Source organism: Saccharopolyspora kobensis, from assembly GCF_900108315.1.
Classification (GTDB): Bacteria; Actinomycetota; Actinomycetes; order Mycobacteriales; family Pseudonocardiaceae; genus Saccharopolyspora; species Saccharopolyspora kobensis.
This window is the reverse complement of the sequence record NZ_FNVB01000004.1, coordinates 532457-556285: the sequence shown is the minus strand read 5'-3', so window position 1 is coordinate 556285 and position 23829 is coordinate 532457. Positions and strand designations below refer to the sequence as shown.

Annotated in this window: 16 protein-coding genes; 11 read left to right on the top strand and 5 right to left on the bottom strand. The window is 70.8% G+C overall.

Translation table 11 applies throughout. The features are described 5' to 3' along the window. Positions 1-52 precede the first annotated feature (52 nt). Both C4T78_RS15380 and C4T78_RS15375 read left to right on the top strand, forming a co-directional pair. Positions 53-2416, top strand: coding sequence for an ATP-binding protein (locus tag C4T78_RS15380; RefSeq protein ID WP_093345172.1), 2364 nt, complete (start codon positions 53-55; stop codon positions 2414-2416). A 429-nt stretch (positions 2417-2845) separates the two neighbouring features. After that, on the top strand, positions 2846-3541 hold the full coding sequence (locus tag C4T78_RS15375; RefSeq protein WP_235862957.1) for a transglycosylase SLT domain-containing protein: 696 nt from the start codon (positions 2846-2848) through the stop codon (positions 3539-3541). Between the two features lie 242 nt (positions 3542-3783). Here C4T78_RS15375 and C4T78_RS15370 read toward each other — a convergent pair whose 3' ends face one another. Continuing rightward, positions 3784-4494: a FadR/GntR family transcriptional regulator gene (locus tag C4T78_RS15370; RefSeq protein WP_093345170.1), complete on the bottom strand. Its 711-nt coding sequence runs from the start codon at positions 4492-4494 to the stop codon at positions 3784-3786. A 152-nt stretch (positions 4495-4646) separates the two neighbouring features. On the opposite strand from C4T78_RS15370, the gene C4T78_RS15365 reads away from it, so the two are divergent. The 3 genes from C4T78_RS15365 (at position 4647) to C4T78_RS15355 (ending at position 9418) form a co-directional block, all read left to right on the top strand. Continuing rightward, positions 4647-6056 carry a GntT/GntP/DsdX family permease gene (locus C4T78_RS15365; RefSeq protein ID WP_093345167.1) on the top strand — a complete coding sequence of 470 codons (1410 nt, stop codon included), beginning with the start codon at positions 4647-4649 and terminating at the stop codon, positions 6054-6056. Between the two features lie 123 nt (positions 6057-6179). Next, complete coding sequence (locus C4T78_RS15360; protein WP_093345165.1) at positions 6180-8462, top strand: HelD family protein; 2283 nt, start codon at positions 6180-6182, stop codon at positions 8460-8462. A 146-nt stretch (positions 8463-8608) separates the two neighbouring features. Then, positions 8609-9418, top strand: a complete 810-nt coding sequence (locus C4T78_RS15355; protein ID WP_177247348.1) for an SGNH/GDSL hydrolase family protein — start codon at positions 8609-8611, stop codon at positions 9416-9418. Positions 9419-9442: 24 nt separating this feature from the next. Here C4T78_RS15355 and C4T78_RS15350 read toward each other — a convergent pair whose 3' ends face one another. Together C4T78_RS15350 and C4T78_RS15345 are read right to left on the bottom strand one after the other, a co-directional pair. Continuing rightward, on the bottom strand, positions 9443-10252 hold the full coding sequence (locus tag C4T78_RS15350) for a hypothetical protein (protein WP_093345160.1): 810 nt from the start codon (positions 10250-10252) through the stop codon (positions 9443-9445). A gap of 100 nt (positions 10253-10352) precedes the next feature. Then, positions 10353-10982, bottom strand: coding sequence for a TetR/AcrR family transcriptional regulator (locus tag C4T78_RS15345; RefSeq protein WP_177247347.1), 630 nt, complete (start codon positions 10980-10982; stop codon positions 10353-10355). Between the two features lie 143 nt (positions 10983-11125). Here C4T78_RS15345 and C4T78_RS15340 point away from each other — a divergent pair, with 143 nt between their 5' ends. Further along, positions 11126-13060 (top strand): alkyl/aryl-sulfatase, encoded by a 1935-nt coding sequence (locus tag C4T78_RS15340; protein ID WP_093345155.1) that lies wholly within the window; start codon positions 11126-11128, stop codon positions 13058-13060. A 198-nt stretch (positions 13061-13258) separates the two neighbouring features. On the opposite strand, the gene C4T78_RS15335 is transcribed toward C4T78_RS15340, so the two are convergent. Then, positions 13259-14761 (bottom strand): glutamate synthase subunit beta, encoded by a 1503-nt coding sequence (locus tag C4T78_RS15335; RefSeq protein WP_093345152.1) that lies wholly within the window; start codon positions 14759-14761, stop codon positions 13259-13261. Beyond that, positions 14754-19304, bottom strand: coding sequence for a glutamate synthase large subunit (gene gltB / locus C4T78_RS15330; protein WP_093345150.1), 4551 nt, complete (start codon positions 19302-19304; stop codon positions 14754-14756). The genes C4T78_RS15335 and gltB overlap by 8 nt, the downstream gene beginning before the upstream one ends. Positions 19305-20079: 775 nt before the next feature. Here gltB and C4T78_RS15325 point away from each other — a divergent pair. From C4T78_RS15325 to C4T78_RS15305, 5 genes are all read left to right on the top strand, one after another. Beyond that, the gene (locus tag C4T78_RS15325) at positions 20080-21021 is read left to right on the top strand and encodes an ABC transporter substrate-binding protein (RefSeq protein WP_093345147.1); all 942 of its coding nucleotides are present in this window, start codon (positions 20080-20082) and stop codon (positions 21019-21021) included. Next, positions 21018-22043: a FecCD family ABC transporter permease gene (locus C4T78_RS15320; protein WP_093148090.1), complete on the top strand. Its 1026-nt coding sequence runs from the start codon at positions 21018-21020 to the stop codon at positions 22041-22043. Before C4T78_RS15325 ends, C4T78_RS15320 begins: the two co-directional genes overlap by 4 nt. Before the next feature lie 127 nt (positions 22044-22170). Then, a complete protein-coding gene (locus C4T78_RS15315; RefSeq protein ID WP_093345145.1) occupies positions 22171-22944 on the top strand; it encodes an ABC transporter ATP-binding protein in 774 nt (257 codons plus the stop codon). 292 nt (positions 22945-23236) lie between these two features. After that, a complete protein-coding gene (locus C4T78_RS37420) occupies positions 23237-23452 on the top strand; it encodes a type II toxin-antitoxin system RelE/ParE family toxin (RefSeq protein WP_351114078.1) in 216 nt (71 codons plus the stop codon). Positions 23453-23474: 22 nt separating this feature from the next. Then, positions 23475-23819: a helix-turn-helix domain-containing protein gene (locus C4T78_RS15305; protein WP_093345142.1), complete on the top strand. Its 345-nt coding sequence runs from the start codon at positions 23475-23477 to the stop codon at positions 23817-23819. Positions 23820-23829: the final 10 nt, after the last annotated feature.

Below are 23829 nucleotides of genomic sequence, written 5' to 3'. Positions count from 1 at the left end.
CGCTGGGACAAGATCGCAGGTCAGAGCCCATTCGGGCGGTTAAGCTCGTGGAGTGGTCACCACTGCGCGAGCCCGCGTGCGGGAGCCGGCGGGCAATCTCCCGGCCGACGTCACGAGCTTCGTCGGCCGGCGCCGTGAGATCACCTTGACCAAGCGGCTGCTCGCCGAATCCCGGGTCGTCACCCTCACCGGCCCCGGCGGCGTCGGCAAGACGCGGCTGGCCATGCGGGTCGCGGGCAACATGCGCCGCTCGTTCCGGGACAAGGCGTGGTGCGTCGGGCTGGAGGACGTGCGGGACGGCTCGCTGGTCGTCGACGCCGTCATCGAGCAGCTCGCCATCGGCGTCCCGAGCGCGGGCGAGGACCTCGACACCGTCGTCGAACAGCTCAAGAACCGCGAGATGCTGCTCGTGCTGGACAACTGCGAGCACGTGGTCGACGACGTCGCGCTGCTGGTCGACGCGGTGGTGCGGTGGTGCCCGGGCGTGCGGGTGCTGGCCACCAGCAGGCAGTCCCTCGGCGTCGCCGGGGAGGCCACCATGGTCGTGCCGCCGCTGCAGGTGCCCGACATCGAGCACCTCCCGCCGCCGGAGGCCTACGAGCAGTTCGCCTCGGTCCGCCTGTTCATCGACCGGGCCAGGGCCGCGGTGCCCGAGTTCGAGGTGACCACCGACAACGCCACCGCGCTGATGCGCCTGTGCTACCACCTCGACGGCAACCCGCTGGCGATCGAACTGGCCGCGGTGCGGTTGCGCTCGCTGTCGCTGCAGCAGTTGGAGGAACGCCTCGCCGAGCGGTACGACCTGCTCACCGAGGGCCGCCGCGGTGCCCCGGCCCGGCAGCAGACGCTGCGCGCGCTGATCGACTGGAGCTACGAGCTGGCCTCCGAGCAGGACCGGCTCGCGTGGGCGCGGATGTCGGTGTTCTCCGGCACCTTCGACCTGGCCGCCGCCGAGCACGTGGCGAGCAACGGCCTGACCGGCTCCGACGTGCTGGGCGCGATCCACTCGCTGGTGGACAAGTCCGTGCTGCTGCGCGAGGAGGACGGCGGCGAGGTGCGCTTCCGGCTCCCGCACGCGCTGCGCGAGTACGGGCAGGACAAGCTCGAGGAGTTCGGCGAGCTGACCGCGATCCGGCAGCGGCACCTCACGTGGTTCAGCGATCTCGCCGGGCGCTTCGCCGCCGACTGGATCGGCCCGGACCAGGTCGCCTGGATGCAGCGGCTGCGCAAGGAGCAGGGCAACCTGCGGACCGCGCTGCAGAACGCCGCGGCGGACCCGGAAACCGCGGGCACCGCGCTGGGCATGGCCACCGACCTCTGGCAGTACTGGGTCATCCGCGGGCTCAACGGCGAGGCGCGCCACTGGCTGGAGCAGGTGCTGGCCAACACCCCGCGCGAGGTGCCCGAGCGGGTGCGCGCGCTGCGCGTCAGCGCGTGGTTCGCGCTGCTGCACGGTGACCTGGACAACGTGCAGTCGATCCTGGAGCAGGCGACGGTGCTGGCCACGCAGCGCGGCGAGGAAGCGGAGAAGCCCTACCTCGCGCTGGTGCGCGGGCTCACCGCGTTCGCGGACAACGACACGGCGCGGGCCGCCACGTTGGTGGAGGACGCGCTGGGCCAGTTCCGCAAGCGCGAATCGCTGGCCGGCGAGCTGTTCGCCCTGTTCGGGCTCGGCATGATCAAGGGGCTCGACGAGTCGGCCGAAACCGGGCTCGCGCTGCTGGCCGAGGGCATCCGGCTGTCCTCCGAGCACGGCGAGCTGTACTGGCAGTCCTACGCGCTGTGGGCGTCGGCGCAGATCGAGGCGCAGCACGGGGATCTGGAGCGGGCCGATGCGGCGGCCAAGAAGGCGCTCCGGCTGCAGTGGCAGCTGGACAACCGGCTCGGCATCGCGTTCAGCATCGACACCCTCGCCCGGATCGCGCAGCAGCAGGGCAAGTACGACCGCGCCGCCCGGCTGTTCGGCGCGGCGGCGTCGGTCTGGGACGTCGTGCGCGCCACGCCGGGCTTCTGGGCCCGCTTCGCCGCCGACCACGACGAGCACCAGGCGCAGACCCGCACCGCGCTGGGCGAGGAAGCGTTCCAGGAGGCGTTCGACCGGGGCCGGGGCCGACAGCTGTCCGTTCAGCAGATCGTCGACTTCGCGCTGGAGGTCAAGCGGCACTCGCGGGTGCGCACCGAGGAGAACGTGCACCCGATGCCGCTGACGCGGCGGGAGCGGCAGATCGCGGACCTGGTCGCGCGGGGCAACACCAACAAGGAGATCGCGGAGAACCTGGTGATCGCCCAGCGCACGGTCGAGGGACACGTGCAGAACATCCTCACCAAGCTGGACTTCTCCTCCCGCGCGCAGATCGCCGGCTGGGTGACGGCCCAGCGCACGGCGAGCGAAGCGAGCGACACCGTCCCGCGCTGAACCCGCCCGGCACGTCGACGGCGAGCGGACGTGGAGACGGCCTTGGCACGGTTTCGCGCGAAATCGCCCTCACCACCGCGTGCGCAACTGGCGATTTCGCGCGAGATCGCCGACCATCCCGCCCGCTTCTCGGCGCGGAGGCCGACCGGTGCGGACGACTCGATCGACGGCTTCGTCATCAGGATCACGGGGCGGTGCTCCCGGACTGTTGTGCGAACCACAAAACCTCACGTTGAGTAGTTAGCCAATCCGCGCTTAGTACTCCGTTTGGGCTAATCTAGGTACCTATGTACGTGCAAACCTCGGTGCGCGTGCACTCTCCGTGCCGGAACCTGGGTTCTCGTGACCCCCGAACCGAAATCCCCCGACAACCGCATCCTCGACGACCGAGATCCCCGGCCGACCGGTTGGCACCGTTGGGAGAGGGCGGTGCCGAACACGGCGAGCTGGCTGCGTGCGGCATTCCTCGGCGACAAGTCCGACCGGCAGCACCGCGTCGCCCCGAAGACGCGGGCGCTGCAGCTCGGCACCGCGGCGGCCGCCTTCGGCGTGCTCGGCGTGGTCACCGGCGTCGGCGGCCCCAGCACCGAGCAGCCCGCGGTGGAGACCGCGGCCGTGGTCACCCCGATCGACCAGGCCGTCCCGCTCCACGTCCCGGCCCCGCAGCCGGCCGCCGACCCCCGTCCGGCGGCCCCCGCACCGGCCGAGCAGCCCGCCCCCGAGGCCGCTCCCGTGCCGGAGCAGCGGGCGCCGGAGGCCAAGCCGGTCGACCAGATCGGCGCCTGGATCGACGAAGCCGTCCACGTCATGGAGCAGAACGGCGTCTCGCGCGACCAGGTCGACACCGAGGCCATCCGCATGATCATCATGCACGAGTCCAACGGCGACCCGAGCGCCACGAACAACTGGGACTCCAACGCCGCGGCCGGCACCCCGTCGATCGGTCTGATGCAGACCATCGAGCCGACCTTCGAGTCCTTCGCGCTGCCCGGCCACGAGGACATCTACAACCCGGTGGACAACATCATCGCGGCCACCCGCTACGCGATCGCGCGCTACGGCTCGGTCGCCGACGTCCCCGGCGTCTCCGGTGTCCGCTCCGGCGGCAGCTACCTCGGCTACTGATCACCCCGACGCACCGCACCCAAGTGAACCCGTCCCTCCCCCGACCCGTGCGCACCAGCCCCGCCGCTGCGGCGCACCGACCGGAAAACGCAATTTCAATTGAAATCAGACGTCAGATTTCCATTGAAATTGCACAACTCCCGACGCACGTCGGCGTGTCAGGGCCCCGACACGCCGGCCGCCCGCCCGGTGCCCCGAGCCGTCCCCAGTCCGGCTCGGGGCATCCGGCCGTCGACCGCGGGTCAGCGGGACGCGGCCTGGGCACCCGCCAAACCGGAGAGGGTTCCTTCCAGGGCTTCGGCGACCAGCTCTCGCATGGCCTCCTCGGCGCGGGCCCGATCACCGCTGCGGATGCACTCGGCGATCTCGCAGTGCAGGCGGACGGCGACCGGGCGCGGATGCTCCGGCATCAGCCCGTGCCCGGCCCGCCAGGTCAGCAGCTCCTCGACCACCTCGTGCAGCTGGGCGAACATCTCGTTGCCCGAGGCCCGCAGCACCAGCCGGTGGAACTCGACGTCGGCCGCCATGAAGGTGTCCAGGTCGCCGGAGCGCGCCGTGGCCACCATCCGCTCGGACAGCGCGACGAGCCGGGCCGCGTCCTCGTCGGCCGCGCGCTGGGCCGCTGCGGCCGCGGCCATCGGTTCGACCGCGGTGCGCAGCTCCGCCAGGGTCTTGAGCTGCGCGGTGCGGTCGGCCGCCAGCAGCCAGCGGATGAGCTGCGGGTCGAAGGCGTTCCACTCCTCGCGGGGGCGGACCACGTTGCCGACCCGCTGGCGGCCCACGACCAGCCGGATCGAGGCCAGGCTGCGCACCACCTCGCGGGCGACGCTGCGGGAGATGCCGAACCGCTGCTCCACCTCGTCGGTGCGCAGGACGCTGCCGGGCGGGTGCGTGCCGGCGGCGATCTCGTGTCCCAGCACGTCCAGGACCCTGCCGTGCAGCCCGCCGCCCATTTCGCCCCTTTCGCCGCTGAACGCACCAAACATAAGCGGCTGGACGGGGGTGACGGGCACAACAGGCATACTTAATCGGTCAACATAGCAATAAAGTCATACTTATTGCTTAGGCTGTGCCGCGCACCAGCTGCTCAACGAGGAGCCCCTCCATGCCAACCAGCCTTTCCGGCGGCCTCGCCGCCGTCCTCGCCCAGGCGCCGCAGGCCGGCGGGTGGACCCCGCACGACACGCGCCTGCTGATCGCGGCCCTGGCGGGCATCGCCGTCATCGTCGTGCTGATCAGCTGGGCGAAGCTGCACCCCTTCCTGTCGCTGGCCCTGGGCGCGACCACGCTCGGCGTGGTCGCCGGGATGCCGTTCACCGATCTCGTCTCGACCTTCACCGAGGGCCTCGGCAAGACCGTCGGCGACGTCGGCCTGCTGGTCGCGCTCGGCGCGATGCTCGGCAAGCTGCTCACCGACACCGGCGGCGCCGAGCGGATCGTGGAGACGGTCCTGCGCCGCACCACCGACCGCACCCTGCCGTGGGCCATGGTGTTCATCGCCGCGCTGCTGGGACTGCCGATGTTCTTCGAGGTCGGCGTCGTGCTGCTGGTCCCGGTCGTGGTGATGGTGGCCAGCCGGTCCGACCAGCCGATGCTGCGCATCGGCATCCCCGCGCTGGCCGGGCTGTCGATCCTGCACGGGCTCGTGCCGCCGCACCCCGGCCCGCTGGCCGCGGTGGACGCGCTCAACGTCGACCTGGGCACCACCCTCGCGCTCGGCGTGCTGGTGTCGATCCCGACCGCCATCGTCGCCGGGCCGCTGTTCGGTTCGTTCATCGCCAAGCGCGTGCAGCTGCCGCCCGCCACCCACCTGCTCGGCAAGTCCCCGGTGGAGACGGCACCGGAGAAGCGGCCCAGCTTCTTCGCCGCGGTCGCCATGCTCCTGCTGCCCGTGGTACTGATGCTGGGCAAGTCGGTGGCCGAGCTGCTGCTGGCCGAGGACAGCTTCGGCTACCTGGTGCTGGACACCGTCGGCACGCCGGTCGTGGCCATGATGCTGACCGTGCTGATCGCCATCGTGGTGCTCGGCACCGGCGCCCGGTTCAGCCGCAACCGGCTCTCCGAGGTGGTCGGCGGTTCGCTGCCCGCGATCGCCGGGATCATCCTGATCGTCGGTGCGGGCGGCGGCTTCAAGCAGACCCTGGTGGAGTCCGGGGTGAACAACATGATCACCGACCTGGCCACCGGGGCGCACCTCTCGCCGCTGGTGCTGGGCTGGCTGATCGCGGTCGGCATCCGGGTCGCCACCGGTTCGGCGACGGTGGCCACCATCTCCGCGGCCGGCATGGTCGCGCCGATGGTGATGGGCCTGCCGCCCGCGCAGGGCGCCCTGGTGGCGCTGGCCATCGGCTCCGGCTCGCTGTTCCTCTCGCACGTCAACGACGCGGGGTTCTGGCTGGTCAAGGAGTACTTCGGGATGACCGTCGGGCAGACCCTCAAGACCTGGTCGGCGATGGAGACGCTGCTGTCGGTGACCTCCTTCGCGGTGATCCTGGGCCTGTCTGCGGTGCTGTGACCACGGGGTCGTGAGCGCCTTTCGCGCTCACGACCCCGCTCCGAGCGCGCGGTATATTGGTGGGTCGGGCCGACCTGCGAGTCGGGCTTGCCCCAATTCCCCCTGAGTACCGAGGTGGCGCAGTTGTCCAATGCCCGATCCGATCGGGATGCCGTCCGCGCGCAGGAGATCGCAGCCGAGCAGCAGTACCTCACCGTGCTGTACGACAAGCTGGACGCCCTCCGGCAGGAGACCACGCAGCGGTTGAAGGACACGCTGCGCGACAGCGGCGGCCCGCCGCAGGCCCGCACCGAGCGGGACATCTCCACCCGGATGTACACCGACAAGCTCACCCAGCTAAGCGCGGTGGAGCACGGGATGTGCTTCGGCCGGCTGGACCTGGACAGCGGTGAGACGTTCCACGTCGGCCGGCTCGGGTTGTTCGACGAGGACAACGAGTACGAGCCGCTGCTGCTGGACTGGCGCGCGCCGGCCGCCCGGCCGTTCTACCTGGCCACGGCGGCGGCTCGCGACGGCGTGCGCCGCCGCAGGCACCTGCGCACCAGCTGGCGCAAGGTGCTCGACTACGAGGACGAGGTGCTCGACCTCGACGCCGCCGAGCAGGGCAGCGACCTCGGGCTGGCCGGGGAGGCCACGCTGCTGGCGCGGCTCGACGCCCGCCGCACCGGGCAGATGCAGGACATCGTCGCCACCATCCAGGGCGAGCAGGACCGCATCATCCGCGCGGGCATGAACGGCGTGCTGGTGGTGCAGGGCGGACCGGGAACCGGCAAGACGGCGGTGGCGCTGCACCGCGCGGCCTACCTGCTGTACACGTTCCGCGAGCAGCTGTCCAAGCGCGGTGTGCTGGTCGTCGGCCCGAACGAGACGTTCCTGCGCTACATCGGGCAGGTGCTGCCCTCCCTCGGCGAGACCGGCGTGCTGCTGTCCACTGTGGGCGGTCTGTACCCGGGGATCACCGCGACCGGCGCGGAATCCGCGCGGGCGGCCGAGATCAAGGGCCGCGAGTGCATGGTGGAGGTGCTCACCGCCGCGGTCCGCGATCGCGAGCAGGTGCCCGCCGACCACGTCGAGGTCGTCTTCGACCGCGAGCCGCTGCGCATCGACCGCAAGACCGCCACGCAGGCCCGCACGCGCGCCCGCCGCGCGCGCAAGCCGCACAACCTGGCGCGCCGGATCTTCCGCAACGAGATGTTCTCCGCGCTGACGCTGCAGGTCGCCGACCGCCTCGGCCGCGACCTGCTCGACCGGCGCGACCTGGACGAGATCAACGTGGAGCTGCGCGCCGATCCGGCGGTGGACCGGGCCCTCGACGAGCTCTGGCCGGAGATCACCCCGCAGCAGCTGCTCGACGAGCTGTTCAGCTCGCCGGAACGCCTGATCACGGCCACCCGCAAGCACCTCGACGATGAGGAGCGCGAAGAGCTGCAGCGGGCCGCGGGCGCACCGTGGACTCCCGCCGACGTGGCGCTGCTGGACGAGCTCGCCGAACTGCTCGGCGAGGACGACGCACAGGCCCGCGCCGAGCGCGAACGCCAGGAGCGCGAGGAACTCGCCTACGCGCAAGGCGTTCTGCACATCATGGAGCAGGACGAGGAGATCGCCGACGAGGAGCGGTTGCGGGTCTCCGACGTGCTCGACGCCGAGCTGCTGGCGGAGCGGTTCCGCGCCCGCAGCGACCTGACCGCGGCGGAACGCGCTGCCGACGACCGCACGTGGACCTTCGGGCACGTGATCGTCGACGAGGCGCAGGAATTGTCGCCGATGGCGTGGCGGGTGCTGATGCGCCGCTGCCCGAGCCGGTCGATGACGCTGGTCGGCGACGTCGCCCAGACCGGCGCGCTGGCCGGGGCGAGCTCCTGGCACGACGTCCTGCACCCGTACGTGCAGGACCGCTGGAAGATGGTCGAGCTGACCGTCAACTACCGCACTCCGGCCGAGATCATGGACATCGCGGCCGAGGTGCTGTCCGAAATGGACACCGAGCTGGAGGCGCCGACCTCGGTCCGGACCAGCGGGCACCAGCCGTGGTCCCGCCGCGTCGACGACCTCGCGACGGCGCTGCCGGAAGCGGTCACCGACGAGCTGCGCGAGGTCGCCGACGGCCGCCTCGCGGTGCTGATGCCGCCGCAGGTGCTGGCGGAAATCGGCCCGCAGCTGGCGGATTCGCTCCCCGAGGCGGCGATCGGCACCAGCGCCGACGACCTGGACGCCCCGGTCGCCCTGCTGACCGTGGAGCAGGCCAAGGGCCTGGAGTTCGACGCGGTCCTGCTGGTGGAACCGGCCGCGATCGCCGAGGAGTCCGAACGCGGTCTCAACGACCTCTACGTGGCCCTGACCCGGGCGACCCAACGCCTCGGCGTCCTCCACACCGACGAGCTCCCCGCGGTCCTCCGCGGGATCTGACCTCCGGCCCGAGGGGCGCCACGCGGCGAGGTGCCCCTCGAACGCTCTCCCTTGACAGGTGGGTGAGCGCTCACCAACTATGGTGAGTAAGTGCTCACCAACCGTGCCCGGAACGACCCGGCCGGTCAGGGGAAGGAACTACCGTGGTGCGAAAGCGCATCGTGTCCGGTAAACGGATCATCGCGTCGGTGTGCGTGGTGCTCGCTGCGACCTTGGTCGTGACAGGTGTCGGCGGGTACTTCGCCTTCCTCCGCTCGCCGGCCAACACGCCGGGCGAGGCCTGCGGGAGCCCGCGCCCAGCGGTGGTCGCCGCCGGCGCCAGCATCACCCGCGGCACGCTCGGCGGTGACTGGATCGGCTCGCTGCGCAGCAGGCCCGATCTGGTGGGCTACGAGTTCGTCAACGCGGGGATCAACGGCAACACCAGCGCCGATCTGCTCGCCCGCATCGACACCGACGTCGTGGCCTGCCGACCGGTCGCGGTGACGATCCTCGTCGGCACCAACGACGTCCGCGACGGCGTGCCGCTGGAGCGGTACCGGGGCAACCTCGCGGCGATCACCGCCCGGATCCAGGACCGGACCGGCGCCCGGATCGCCCTGATGTCCTTACCGCCGATGGGCGAGGACCTGAACGCGGAGATCAACCGCAGGCTCGCCGACTACAACCGCGCGATCGAGGAGACGGCGGCGAACGCCGGAGTGGACTACCTCCCGGTGCACGAGCGGATGGCGGAGATCGTGGCCCAGCGGGAGAACCGGACGCCCTACGACTTCAGCTTCCTGCTGGCGCTGTCCGCCGCGACCCAGCACTACGCGTTCGGCCGCAGATGGGACGACATCGCCGCCAGCGGCGGCCGGGAGCTGCTCATCGACCACATCCACCTCAGCGACCGCGGCGCGGCAGTGATCACCGAACTCGCCGCGGACTGGCTGTCCCGGACCCCCGAGGCGTAGCGAACTCACCGCCGGCGAGAGCCGTTACCAGATCGAGAGCTTCGAACGCTTCTGATCGGCGTCAGGTGGCGGTGCGGCGGCGGTTCGCAGCTCCGGGAGCCGGTCGCGGAGGGCCGCGACGCCGAGCGGGATGAAGACCAGGCACACCGACACCCCGCCGCCCAGCACTCCCAGCGGAATCGCGCTTTCCTTGAGAACTCCCATGAAAACCCATCCGAACAACAGCAGCAGGGTGCCGCGCACGAGCCCGAGCACGCCCGCGCGCCAAGCACCGAGCACGAGCAGCAGCATTCCGAGGATCGAACCGGCGGAGGCCGTGACCGGGATGCGCCACAGCCCGTAGGACAGGTCCACGTAGGAGCTCAGCACGAAATCGGTGGCCTGCTGCAGGCCGATCCGGTCGACCAGCTGGAACGCGGTCAGGTCGACACCGGAGAAGTACAAGCGGGCGAACAGCGAGATGACGAACAGCGTGCAACCCCAGAACGCGAGTCGCGGGCAGCGCGCGGCGACGAGCCGGGCGAAGGCGACCACCGCCGGGAACAGCAGGATGGTGCCACCCGCGAAGAGCGCGTACCCGGCCGTGACCAGCGAAGGGTGCTGGGCGTAGGCGGCCAGCTGGCTCGGCGCGTCGAAGGTCTGCGCGGCGAAGTACGCCTCCTGCTGCGGGGAGAACTCCGCAGCCCGCGCACCGAGGTGCCTGACCAGCAGTCCGGCCAGCCACACCAGCGGACCCGCGATCAACGCCGCCCCGCCGATGAGCCGGCCAGGGGGCCAGGCGTTGGAGAACTGCTGATCCGGTCGGACACCTGCGAACGGCGATGACTTCGTCACGAGGCCTCCACATCCTTGGTGCGCCCCAACAGTTGTAGCCGTTCATCGCCGACAGCACGGGCGCTTCGGGGGCGAAACGCCGGAAAGGGCGCAGCCGGCTTCAGCTGCCCGACTGCTCCCGATCGGCGTGCCTCGCGGGCGCGGTGAGCAGACCGGCGAGCGCGTCGGTCAGCCAGGACAAGCGCTGTTCGTCCACGACACCGGCCTGCTCGGCGTGCTGTTCGAGGTCGGCCGTGCCGGTGATGAGCAACCGCCCGGCGAGTTCGACCCGGTACCGCGCCACCTGTTCCGGCATCCGCGCGGCCAGCAGTTCCCCGAGCAGCTCGATCACCTGCTGCGCGCTTCCCGTCAACCCGTACTCGGGCAGCGTCTCCAGCGTGTGACCGGCGTGCTCGTAGAGCCTGGCGAGGAATCGCGCGTAGTGGCTGCCCGGTCGCGCGGCCTGTTCGGCGAACGGGCGCGCGAGGACATCGCACAGGTGCCACGGGTCGTCGTCCACGCGGTCGGCCCGGATCTCGTCGAGCAGCTCGGTCCGGCGCTGGTCGATGTGCGCGAGGCGGCTGGTGAAGATCGCGCCGATCAGCTTCGGCTTGTCCCCGAAGTGGTAGTGCGCCGCCGCCACGTTGCGCTGTCCCGCCGCCGCGGCGATCTGCCGCAGCGAGACGCCGTCGATGCCGTGCCGGGCGAAGAGCCGTTCGGCGGCGAGCAGCAGTTCCGAGCGGGTGTCCACCCATCCAGTCTGATCAGCCGGAACACCTGCGTCAATGTCGTGTAAAACACTCGCTTTAGCAGTCTAAAACAGTCGCTTTAATTGTTTTCCCGCAGGCACAGTGGAGTTGCGGAGGGATCGAGACGACCGATTCGGAGGCAGTTGTGAAACCGTTGAACAGGCGGAAGTTCGTGGTCGGCGCCGGAGCGACCGCCGCAGCGCTGACGCTCACCTCGTGCACGACGACCGCGGGACCCGTCGGCGGCGCGGGCAGGCGGTTCCCGACCGACACGACCGGACTCCCCTACGGCGACCGCACCGACTTCGCCAACGCCGACCGCGGATTCCTCGGTGCCCTGGAACCGGGGAAGGTCAAGGGCGAGGACGGCGCCGTGGTCTACGACGCCGACGCCTACTCGTTCCTGGCAGGCGACGTTCCCGGCACCGCCGACCCCAGCCTGTGGCGGCAGGGCCAGCTCGCGTCGCGCCAGGGGCTGTACCAGGTCTCGGACCGCATCTACCAGGTGCGCGGCCTGGACCTAGCGAACATGACGTTCATCGAGGGCGACACCGGGGTGATCGTGATCGACACCCTCACCTGCAACGAGACCGCAGTTGCCGCGCTGGGCCTCTACCGCGCGCACCGCGGCGACCGGGCCGTCACCGGAGTCATCTACACCCATTCGCACGTCGACCACTTCGGTGGCACCGAAGGGATCCTGCCGCCCGGCCACGCCGTTCCGGTTCTCGCTCCCGAGGGCTTCATGGAGCACGCCGTCGCCGAGAACGTCTACGCGGGAACCGCCATGAGCCGCCGCGCCGCGTACATGTACGGCGACCACCTCGACGTCGCGCCGGACGGCCAGATCGGCTGCGGTCTCGGCCAGGCAGTGGCCACCGGGACGAGCAGCCTCGTGCCGCCGACCGAATCGATCACCGAGACCGGCCAGCGCCGGACCCTCGACGGCGTGGTGATCGAGTTCCAGCTGACACCGGGCACCGAGGCCCCTTCCGAGATGAACATCTACTTCCCGGAGCTGAAAGCGCTGTGCATGGCGGAGAACGTCGCGCACACCATGCACAACATCATCACGCTGCGCGGTGCCCAGGTGCGAGACGCCCGGCAGTGGTCGCGCTACCTGACCGAGACCCTCGTGCTGTTCGGCGACCAGGCCGAGGTCCTATTCGGCAGCCACCACTGGCCGACCTGGGGAACCGAGCAGCTCAACCGAGCGCTGGCCGAGCAGCGCGACCTGTACGCCTACCTGCACGACCAGACCCTCCGGCTGATCAACCAGGGCCACACCGGCGACGAGATCGCCGAACTCCTCGAACTGCCACCGGCCCTGGAAAACGCCTGGGCCGTCCGCGGCTACTACGGATCGCTCAACCACAACATCAAGGGGATCTACCAGCGCTACATGGGCTGGTTCGACGGGAATCCGGCCCACCTCTGGGAACACCCGCCCGTCGAGCAGTCCAAGCGCTGGGTGCAGGTGATGGGCGGTGTCGCGGACGGGATCAAGCGCGCCCGCTCCTACGCCGATCAGGGCGATCTGCGCTTCGCGGTCACGCTGCTGAACCACTGCGTCTTCGCCGAGCCGGACGACGAGAAGGCCAAGCAGGAGCTCGCGAAGATCTACGAACAACTCGGCCACGGTGCGGAGAACGCGGTGTGGCGGAACTTCTACCTGTCGGCGGCCAAGGAGCTCCGCGAGGGCAAGAAACCGGCGGCCCTGTCCAGCAGCAGCCCGAGCATGCTGACCGCGCTCAGGGTGGACCAGCTGATCGACTCGGTGGCGATCCGGGTGAACGGCCCGAAGGCGTGGGACCGCACCATCACGATGGACTGGAAGCTGACCGACGAGAACAAGATCTGGCACCTGCGCCTGTCCAACGGAGTCCTGACCCACCACAGCGACACCACGCCCGACCCCGCCGCGCAGCTGACCCTGACGATGACGAAGCGCCAACTGCCCGCCCTGCTCGAGAACCAGGACCGGACCGGCATCGACCACCGAGGCGACCTGACCCACCTCCAAGCCCTCGTCGAAGTCCTCGACGAACCAAACCCCGACTTCAACATCGTGACCCCCTGACACCCCAACCGCTCCCGCCCCGAGGGATGACCTCGGGGCGGTCAGAGCCCCACGACCCAACGATGTCCGCCGCCGCAATCGCCGATCCACATAGGACGGATCGCGCGCTCTTCCCGGTCAACCGGAGTGAGAGCCGGGATGCGCGAAGGGCGCCCTCCGCCAATGGTTCTGGTGGAAGGCGCCCTTCGGGGTAGTTGGTCAGACCGCGAGCGGCAGAGCCGTCGGGTGGACCGGGGACGGGAGCTGGGAGGAGCCCGTCAGGTGGGCGTCGACCGCGTTGGCCACCGAGCGGCCTTCCGCGATCGCCCAGACCACCAGGGAAGCTCCCCGGTGGGCGTCTCCGCAGACGAAGACGCCGGGCGTCGTCGTCTCCCAGTTGGAGCCGCAGCCGATCGTGCCCCGCTTGGTCAGGTTGATGCCCAGGCCGTCGAGGAGCGGCATGTGCTCGACTCCTTCGAAGCCGATCGCCAGCAGAGCCAGGTCGCAGGGCAGTTCCTGGACCTCGTCGGAGACCGGGACGACCTGGCGGCGGCCGTTCTCGTCGCGCTCGACCTTCACCTCGCGCAGCCGGACCGCGCGCACGTTGCCCTCGTCGTCACCGACGAACGACTCGATCGCCACCGCGAACCTGCGCTCCCCCGCCTCCTCGTGCGCCGGGTAGGTGCGCAGGACGTACGGCCAGGTCGGCCACGGGGAGCGGTCGTCGTCGCGGGTCGTCGGGGGCTGCGGGTAGTTGTCCAGCTGGGTCACCGACAGCGCGCCCTGGCGGGTCGCGGTGCCGTAGCAGTCCGCTCCGGTGTCTCCGCCGCCGAGGATGATGACGTGCTTGCCCTGCGCCGAGATCGGCGTCGGGCCGTCGCCCTCGCACTCCTTGTTGGCCGGGACCAGGTGCTCCATCGCCAGGTGCACGCCCTTGAGCTCGCGGCCCGGGATCGTGGTGTCGTCGCGGCCGCGCAGCGCGCCGACCGCGAGCACCACGGCGTCGTAGCCGGCGCGCAGGTCCTCGACCGTCAGGTCCACGCCGACCTCGCAGCCGGTGATGAACTTCGTGCCCTCGTCGCGCATCTGCGCCAGCCGCCGGTCCAGGACGGACTTCTCCATCTTGAACTCGGGGATGCCGTAGCGCAGCAGGCCGCCGATGCGGTCGTCGCGCTCGTAGACGGTCACCTCGTGCCCGGCGCGGGTCAGCTGCTGGGCCGCGGCCAGCCCGCCCGGGCCGGAGCCGACCACCGCCACCCGCTTGCCGGTGTGCGCCTCCGTCACCTGCGCGGTGACGTGATCGTTCGCCCAGCTGACCTCGGCGATGGTCTCCTCGACGCGCTTGATGGTCACCGCGCCACCCGCCTCCGGGGAGATCGCCAGCACGCAGGCCGCCTCGCACGGCGCGGGGCACAGCTTGCCGGTGAACTCCGGGAAGTTGTTGGTGGCGTGCAGCCGGTCGCCCGCCGCCTGCCACTGGCCGCGGCGCACCATGTCGTTCCACTCCGGGATCAGGTTGCCCAGCGGGCAGCCCGCCGAACCGGAGTGGCAGAACGGGATGCCGCAGTCCATGCACCGCGACGCCTGCTCCGACACCTGCGCGGTCAAGTCCTCGGTGGACAGCGCCGCGTAGACCTCCTGCCAGTCGCCCAGCCGCTCGTCGGTGGGGCGCTTGGGGGCGTCGGCCCGGGTGTGCTTCAGGAATCCCCTCGGGTCAGCCACGGGAAGCCTCCATGATCGCCTCGTCGATGTCGCGGCCCTCGATCTTGGCCATCCGCATGGCCTCCAGGACTCGCTGGTAGTCGCGCGGCATCACCTTGCGGAACGCCGCCGAACGCCGCGGCCAGTCGCCGAGCAGCGAGGCCGCCACCGCCGAACCGGTCAGCTCGCGGTGCTGCTGCACGATCTCGTGCAGCCACTTGAGCTCCTTGGCGCTGGGCCGCTGCAGTTCCACCATCGCGGTGTTCACCCGCACCGGATCCAGGTCCAGCACGTAGGCGATGCCGCCCGACATGCCGGCGCCGACGTTGCGGCCGGTGCCGCCCAGCACCACCGCGCGGCCACCGGTCATGTACTCGAAGGCGTGATCACCGGCGCCCTCGGAGACCAGCAGCGCACCGGAGTTGCGCACCCCGAAGCGCTCGCCGACCCGACCGCGCAGGAAGATCTCGCCGCTGGTCGCGCCGTAGCCGATCACATTGCCCGCGATCACCTGGTCCTCGGCGGCGAACGCCGAATCCGGGTGCGGGCGCACCACGATCCGCCCGCCGGACAGGCCCTTGCCGACGTAGTCGTTGGCGTCGCCGACCATGTCCAGCGTGATGCCCGGCGGCAGGAAGGCGCCCAGCGACTGCCCGGCCGAGCCCTCCAGCTCGACGTGGATGGTGTCGGTGGGCAGGCCGTCGCCGCCGTAGCGGCGGCTGACCTCGGCACCCAGCAGCGTGCCGACGGTGCGGTTGACGTTGCGCACCGGCAGCTGCAGCTTCACCGGGCGGGCGTCCTCCAGCGCCGCCTCGGCGAGCTGGATCAGCGTGCGGTCCAGCGCGCGGTCCAGGCCGTGGTCCTGCTCGCGGACCCGGCGCCGCACCGTCGAGTACGGGGTCTGCGGCTCGGCGAACACCGGGGTCAGGTCCAGGCCCCGGGACTTCCAGCTCTGCACCGCCTCGTCCACGCCGAGCGCGGAGACCTGGCCGATCGCCTCGTCCAGGGTGCGGAAGCCCAGCTGCGCCAGGTACTCGCGCACCTCCTGGGCGATGAACTCGAAGAAGTTGACCACGTGGTCGGCCTGACCGGTGTAGCGCTTGCGCAGGTCCGGGTTCTGGGTGGCCACGCCCACCGGGCAGGTGTCGAGGTGGCAGACGCGCATCATCACGCAGCCCTCGACGATCAGCGGCGCGGTGGCGAAGCCGTACTCCTCGGCACCCAGCAGCGCGGCCACCACGACGTCGCGGCCGGTCTTGAAACCGCCGTCGACCTGCACCGTGATGCGGTCCCGCAGGCCGTTGAGCAGCAGCGTCTGCTGCGTCTCGGCCAGCCCGACCTCCCACGGCGTGCCCGCGTGCTTCAGCGAGGTCAGCGGCGCCGCACCGGTGCCGCCGTCGTGGCCGGAGATCAGCACCACGTCCGCGTGCGCCTTGGACACACCCGCCGCGACCGTGCCGACGCCGATCTCCGAGACCAGCTTGACGTGCACGCGGGCGTGCTCGTTGGCGTTCTTCAGGTCGTGGATCAGCTGCGCCAGGTCCTCGATCGAGTAGATGTCGTGGTGCGGCGGCGGCGAGATCAGCCCGACGCCCGGTGTGGAGTGCCGGGTCTTGGCCACCCACGGGTACACCTTGTGGCCGGGCAGCTGCCCGCCCTCACCGGGCTTGGCGCCCTGCGCCATCTTGATCTGGATGTCGGTGCCGTTGACCAGGTATTCGCTGGTCACGCCGAAGCGGCCGGAGGCGACCTGCTTGACCGCCGAGCGCCGCTCCGGGTCGTAGAGGCGGTCGACGTCCTCGCCGCCCTCACCGGAGTTGGACTTGCCGCCGATGCGGTTCATCGCGATCGCCAGCGTCTCGTGCGCCTCGGCGGAGATCGCGCCGTAGCTCATCGCGCCGGTGGAGAACCGCTTCATGATCTCCGAGGCCGGTTCGACCTCGTCGATGTCGATCGGCGCCCGCCCGCTGTTCAGCTCGAACAGCCCGCGCAGCGTGCCGCCCTCGGCCGACAGCCGGTCGCACTCCGCGGTGTACTTGCGGAACACGTCGTAGCTGCCGGTCTTGGTGGAGTGCTGGAGCAGGAACACCGTCTCCGGGGTGAACAGGTGCAGCTCGCCCTCGCGGCGGTAGGCGTAGTCGCCGCCGACCTCCAGCTTCCGGTGCACCCGCTCGGTCGGGTTGTCCGGGTAGGCGCGGCGGTGCCGCTGCGCGACCTCCTCGGCCAGCACGTCCAGCCCGACGCCGTCGAGCTTGGAGGTGGTGCCCTCGAAGTACTCGCCGACCAGCTCGGCGGACAGCCCGACCGCCTCGAAGACCTGCGCCGCGGTGTAGGCGCCGACGGTGGAGATGCCCATCTTGGACATCACCTTCAGCACGCCCTTGACCAGCGCCTGCACGTAGTTGCGGATCGCCACCTTCGGCCGGAAACCGGTGATCTGCCCGGTGGCGATCATGTCCTCGATGGTCTCGAACGCCAGGTACGGGTTGACCGCCGCGGCGCCGTAGCCGAGCAGCGTGGCGATGTGGTGCACCTCGCGGGCGTCACCGCTCTCCACCACCAGCGCCACGCGCAGCCGCTCCTTGGTCCGCACCAGGTGCTGGTGCACCGCCGAGACCAGCAGCAGCGACGGGATCGGCGCCCGCTTGTGGTCGGAGTCGCGGTCGGAGAGCACCAGCACGCGCGCACCGGCGGCGATGGCCTCCGAAGCCTCCTCGCGGACCCGCTCGATGGCCTCGGCCAGCGCCTCGCCGCCGCCGTCGACCTCGTACAGGCCGGACAGCACCGCGGAGGCGAAGCCGGGCAGGTCGCCGTCGTCGTTGACGTGGATGAGCTTGGCCAGCTCGTCGTTGTCGATGACCGGGTTGGGCAGCAGGATGTGGCGGCAGGACGCCGCCGACGGGGCGAGCAGGTTCTGCTCCGGGCCCATCACGCGCGCCACCGAGGTGACGATCTCCTCGCGGATCGCGTCCAGCGGCGGGTTCGTGACCTGCGCGAACTGCTGCACGAAGTAGTCGTAGAGCATCCGCGAGCGCTGCGAGAGCACGGCGGGCGGGGTGTCGGCGCCCATCGAGCCCAGCGGCTCGCCGCCGCTGGTGGCCATCGGCGCCAGCAGCAGGCTCAGCTCCTCCTCGGTGTAGCCGAAGGCCAGCTGGCGGCGCACCACCGACTCGTGCGTGTGCACCACGTGCTCGCGGTCGGGCAGCTCGTCGAGGTTCAGCAGCCCGGAGTGCAGCCACTCCTCGTAGGCGTGCTCACCGGCCAGCTCGGACTTGATCTCCTCGTCGTCGACGATGCGGCCCTGCGCGGTGTCGATCAAGAACATCCGGCCCGGCTGCAGCCTGCCCTTGGCCACCACCTGGGCCGGGTCGAGGTCGAGCACACCGGTCTCGCTGGCCAGCACCACCCGGTCGTCGGCGGTGCGCCACCAGCGCGCCGGGCGCAGGCCGTTGCGGTCGAGCACCGCACCGACCAGCGAACCGTCGGTGAAGGTGACGCAGGCCGGGCCGTCCCACGGCTCCATGAGGCTGGCGTGGAACTGGTAGAACGCCTTGCGCTTCGGGTCCATCTCGGCGTGGTTCTCCCACGCCTCCGGCACCATCATCAGCACCGCGTGCGGCAGGCTGCGCCCGCCGAGGTGCAGCAGCTCCAGCACCTCGTCGAAGGACGCCGAGTCCGAGCCGTCCTCGGCGCAGATCGGGTACAGCCGGGACAGCTCACCCGGGATCAGGTCGGAGGCCAGCAGCGCCTCGCGGGCCCGCATCCGGTTGCGGTTGCCGCGGATGGTGTTGATCTCGCCGTTGTGCGCCACGTAGCGGAACGGGTGGGCCAGCGGCCACGACGGGAAGGTGTTGGTGGAGAACCGGCTGTGCACCAGCGCGATCGCGCTGACCAGCCGCTCGTCGGTGAGGTCCGGGAAGAACGCGGGCAGCTGCTCGGTGGTCAGCATGCCCTTGTAGACCATGGTCCGGCTGGACAGCGACGGGAAGTAGAGCTCCAGGCCCTCCGCCGCGGCGGCCCGCTCGGCGCGCTTGCGCAGGCAGAACGCCAGGCGGTCCAGCGCCACGCCCGCCTCGTCGCGCTGCCCGGCGACGAGCAGGGTCGCGAAGTGCGGCATGCACTTGAGCGCCGTGGTGCCCACGCCCGCCTTCTCCGGGGTGGTCGGCACGTCGCGCCAGCCCAGCACGCGCAGCTGCTCCTCGGCGGCGACCTGCTCGATCACCTCCACCGCGCGGCGGCGCTGGTCGGGGTCGGCGGGCAGGAAGGCCATGCCCGCGGCGTAGCGGCGCTGCCCGGCCTCGTCGGCCGCGGGCAGCTCGACACCGGCCTCGGCGCGCAGCAGCTCGTCCGGGAGCTGGACCAGGATGCCGGCACCATCACCGCTGGTCGGCTCGGCACCGGCGGCGCCGCGGTGCTCCAGGTTCGCCAGCGCGGTCAGCGCGTCGGCGACGATGCCGTGCGAACGGCGGCCGCGGATGTCGGCGACCATGGCGACACCGCAGGAATCCTGCTCGGCAGCCGGGTCGTACAGGCCCTGGGCTGCTGGGACGGCGGAGAAGACCACTGCGCAGACCTCCCTCGTCATTCTCGTGCTGGAAGTCGGCGGCCGACTGGCCTGACTTCATGACTTCTGGGCACGGGACGGCGCTGGCCCGCAGATTCCGGTGTCACGACAGAAGTTTTCCGGGCTTTCGAAAGCCCGCTCGCGACCGGAGCGTTCAGAGAACTTTAACAGCCACGATACCCGGAAGCAGCAATCCAGAAGTGATGCTGACCATGTTGTTGTAACGCACCCGTGTGGGTTAAGAGCCCGGTCACAGCGCCGCCTCTCCCAGTTCCGCCTCTCCGCGTTTTTCAGTGGTGGTGGCGTTCGGCGTTGATCGTGCGTTTTCGAGGCTCCCCGGGCTGGGTCGCGTCACGGTCCCCTGCGGTGCGGTGGGGTGGGGGCTGGCTGTGCGGGCTGTTCGTGCGCGCTTCCCGTGCGGGAATACTACGAGAAAGAGTGCTCCGGTGAACACCGTCCGTGGCCGGATCCGGCCACTCGGTCGCCACCTCGGCCGCCCGTGCCCGACGACACCCCGCAGCCGCTCGGCGGGTTGATCGACCCCTGATATCTTTGCAGCTCAGAGTGCCCGGCCACGGGTGCTCGCGGGACGCCAGCGCCAAGCGAAACCGGTGCGAACCCGGTGCTGTGCCGCAACTGCGATGGCCCGGTGCGCCACCGGGCACGAGCCAGGTCGCCTTGCGCGTGGTGTCGATGTCCGCCACTCCCGGTGCAGGGGTGCGGTGTCGGCTTCCCCGGCCGCGCCCCCGTGCACCGGCCGAAACGTAGGGAAGACATGACCCGGCTCCGCCGACTCGCCACCCTGCTGCTCGCCGCGCTGGCCCTGCTCGTCGGGGTCACGGCCTGCGCCACCCGACCTCACTCCCAGACCACCGCCCCGGCCGACGACCCGGCTTCGGCGTTCCCGGTCAAGGTGCAGCTGCCCGGCCAGGAACCGGTGACCCTGCCGCAGCAGCCGAAGCGGATCATCTCGCTCTCCCCGACGGCCACCGAGACCCTCTACGCCATCGGCGCCGGGGACCAGGTCATCGCGGTCGACCAGTTCTCCAACTTCCCGGCTCAGGCGCCGCGCAGCGACCTCACCGCGTTCAACGCGGACGCCGCGGCCGTCGGCGGGCACAACCCCGATCTGGTCATCGCGCCGGACAGCTCCAGCCAGCTGGCGCAGGGCCTCAAGGCCGCCAACGTGCCGACCCTGCTCACCCCGGCGGCGGCGAACCTGGACGAGGCGTACCGGCAGATCGAGGTGCTGGGCCAGGCCACCGGGCACACCCAGCAGGCCGCCGAGCTGGTGGCCAGGATGCGCGCCGAGATCGACGAGATCGTGCGCGACACCCCGAAGCCGCCGGAGCCGCTGACCTACTACCACGAGGTCAGCCCGGACCACTACACCGCGACTTCGACCAGCTTCGTCGGCAACGTCTACAGCCTGTTCGGCCTGCACAACATCGCCGACCCTGCGGGCGGCGACTTCCCGCAGCTGTCCGAGGAGCACATCCTGCAGGCCAACCCGAAGCTGATCTTCCTGTCGGACGTCAAGTGCTGCCAGGTCACCTCCGCGTCGGTCGCCGAGCGGCCGGGCTGGAACACCCTGGACGCGGTGCGCACGCAGCACGTCTTCGAACTCGACGACGACATCGCCAGCCGGTGGGGCCCGCGAGTGGTCGACATGGTGCGCTCCATCGCCGATGGGGTCTCCAAGGCGCAGCAGGGGTGACGGGCACTCCCCTGACGCAGACCAAGCTGCGACCCCGGCACCTGGTGCTCGGGGTCGCGGCGCTGGTGGCCAGCGTCCTGCTGTCGGTGCTGCTCGGGGCGGCCGAGCTCGGCTGGCAGCGGGTGTTCGCCGAGATCGTCGCGCAGCTCACCGGCGGCGTCTCGCCGCTGTCGGAGCGCGAGGCGGCCATCCTCTGGCACCTGCGGGTGCCCAGGGTGGTGCTCGCGGTGCTGGTCGGCGGCGCGCTGGCGGTGTCCGGCGCGGCGTTCCAGGGCGTGTTCCGCAACCCGCTGGCCGACCCGTACCTGCTGGGTGCGGCGGCGGGCGCCGGTTTCGCGGTGACGCTGGTGATCACCGGTGCGCCGCACGCCGCGCTGTCCGTCCCGGTGCAGGCCGCGGCCTTCGCCGGCGCGCTCGGCGGGGTCGGCCTGACCTGGCTGGTCGGGCGTTCGGCGGGGCGCGACACCGCGACGCTGGTGCTGGCCGGTGTCGCCGTCGGTGCGTTCCTCACCGCCGGGCAGACCTTCGTGCAGCAGCTGCGGGTGGATTCGCTGCAGCAGGTCTACATGTGGATCCTCGGGCGGCTGTCCACCACGGGCTGGCGCGAAGTGCTGATCGTGCTGCCGTACCTGGTGCTCTCGGCGGTCGTGCTGTGCGTCTGCGCGCGGCTGCTGGACCTGCTGGGCACCGGTGACGAGGAGGCCGCCGCGCTCGGCGTGCACCCGGGACGGGTGCGGCTGCTGGTGCTGGTGGCGGCATCGCTGGCCACCGCGGCGGCGGTGTCCACGGCGGGCCTGATCGGCTTCGTCGGCCTGGTCGTGCCGCACCTGGTGCGGTTGGCGATGGGCGGCAGCTTCCGGATCATCGTGCCGATGTCGCTGCTGTTCGGCGGCGTGTTCCTGGTGCTGGCGGACATGCTGGCCCGCACCCTGCTGGCACCCGCGGAGATCCCGATCGGCGTGATCACGGCCTTCACCGGAGCCCCGTTCTTCGCCGCACTGCTCCACAGGAGGCGCGCATGAGCAGTCCCGCCCCTCGGCGATTCACGGTGGCGGCCGCCTTTGCAGTTGATCTTGCGTTCGCGGGGTTCTCGTGGCCGGGGTGCGTCACGTTCCCCTGGGGTGCGGTCGAGCAGGAGGCGGGACTGGCATGAGCCGATTGGAGGTGTGTGAGCTTTCGGCGGGTTACCGGCGTGCCGCGGTGATCTCCGGGATTTCGACCACTGTGGACACCGGGGGTTGGCTGGGCATCATCGGGCCGAACGGTTCCGGCAAGTCGACCCTGCTGAAGGCGATCGCCGGACTGGTGCGCCACAGGGGCTCAGTGCTGGTCGACGGTCGGCCGCTGGCCGAGCTGCGCCGCCGCGAACGGGCCCGCGCGATCGGCTACGCGCCGCAGATCCCGCAGCTGCCGATCGGCCTGACCGTCACCGACTACGTGCTCCTCGGCCGCACTCCGCACCTCGGCCCGCTGGGTCGCGAGGGCGCGAGCGACCTGGACGTGGTGCGCTCCCTGCTGGACCGCCTGGACCTGGCGCGCCTCGCGGATCGCCAACTGGCCACGCTCTCCGGCGGCGAGCGCCAGCGCGCGGTGCTGGCCCGAGCCCTGGCCCAGCGCGCGGGCGTGCTGCTGCTCGACGAGCCGACCACCGGCCTGGACGTCGGACACGCGCAGGCCCTGCTCGACCTGATCGACGAACTCCGCCGAGAGCTGGGCACGACGGTCGTCATGACGCTGCACGACCTGACCCTGGCGGCCCAGTACGCAGAACGCCTGCTCCTCCTGGACACCGGCCGCCCGGCAGCCGAGGGCACCCCCACCGAGGTCCTCACGCCGGAAGTCCTCGAGAAGCGCTACACGGCTCGGGTCACGGTCCTCTGCACCCCCGACGGCTCACCCGTCATCGCCCCGATCCGGGGTTGACGACAGCTCCCGTCGCCACGCGGCTTGCCGATCCGCCGGCGGAAGACCGGCTAGAACCTCCCATGCGCCTTCGACCTCCTGACCGGTGACCCGGTCGCACCGACCACGTCGTCCTCCCCGTCACTCGAACTGACCATGCCCGAATAATAGCGTCGACGCGATATCGCGTCGACGCTATTATCGGCTCGTGCCCCACGAAGTCGGAGGTGAACGATGGACGCTCGTGCTATCGCCAGAAGTCGAGCACTGGTACAGGAGTTTGAAGACCCGGGACCGAGCCACAGCGGATCGAATGTTCGACCTGCTCGCGGAGTTCGGGCCGCTTCTCCGCATGCCGCACAGCAGGCATCTCGGAGGTGGTCTGCGCGAACTCAGGTTCCACTGCGAAGGAGTCGATCGCCGGGTGACCCACTTCCTCGACCCGGACCGTCTGGCGGTCGTTCTGACGACGATCCGGAGCAGCGCCCGAACGAACGGCGCGAAGTCGTGCGCGCCCACTCGGTCATGAAGTACGAGCGGAGGGGTTCGAGATGACCTGGAAGAAGCTCGATCAGATTCGGCGCGAGAAGCCGATCACCGATCAGGAGGAGTACGACGAGTCGTACGCGGAGGCATCGCTGGCGTTCTCGCTGGCGCGCCTGGTGTACGGGCTGCGCACGCAGGCCGGGCTCACGCAGACCGAGCTCGCGCGACGGATGGGCACGACCCAGTCCTCGGTGGCCCGGTGGGAGAGCGGCGGCAGCATGCCGACGATCGACCTGCTGGATCGCCTCGGGCAGGCTGTCGACGTCCGCTTGGAGCTGGTGGCGTCGCCGAACGACGACACCAAACCCAAGGACACCAGCAGCAACGCGGTCGCCTTCGGTTCCCGGTAGCGGCCCGGCC

Bases quoted from the DNA above. Each gene is read 5' to 3' on its own strand.
- C4T78_RS15370 (WP_093345170.1), bottom strand. From the start codon at position 4,494: ATGGGCGGCGGGCTGCACGGCAGGGTCCTGGACGTGCTGGGACACGAG.
- C4T78_RS15365 (WP_093345167.1), top strand. From the start codon at position 4,647: ATGCCAACCAGCCTTTCCGGCGGCCTCGCCGCCGTCCTCGCCCAGGCG.
- C4T78_RS15325 (WP_093345147.1), top strand. From the start codon at position 20,080: ATGACCCGGCTCCGCCGACTCGCCACCCTGCTGCTCGCCGCGCTGGCC.
- C4T78_RS15315 (WP_093345145.1), top strand. From the start codon at position 22,171: ATGAGCCGATTGGAGGTGTGTGAGCTTTCGGCGGGTTACCGGCGTGCC.
- C4T78_RS37420 (WP_351114078.1), top strand. From the start codon at position 23,237: ATGTTCGACCTGCTCGCGGAGTTCGGGCCGCTTCTCCGCATGCCGCAC.
- C4T78_RS15305 (WP_093345142.1), top strand. From the start codon at position 23,475: ATGACCTGGAAGAAGCTCGATCAGATTCGGCGCGAGAAGCCGATCACC.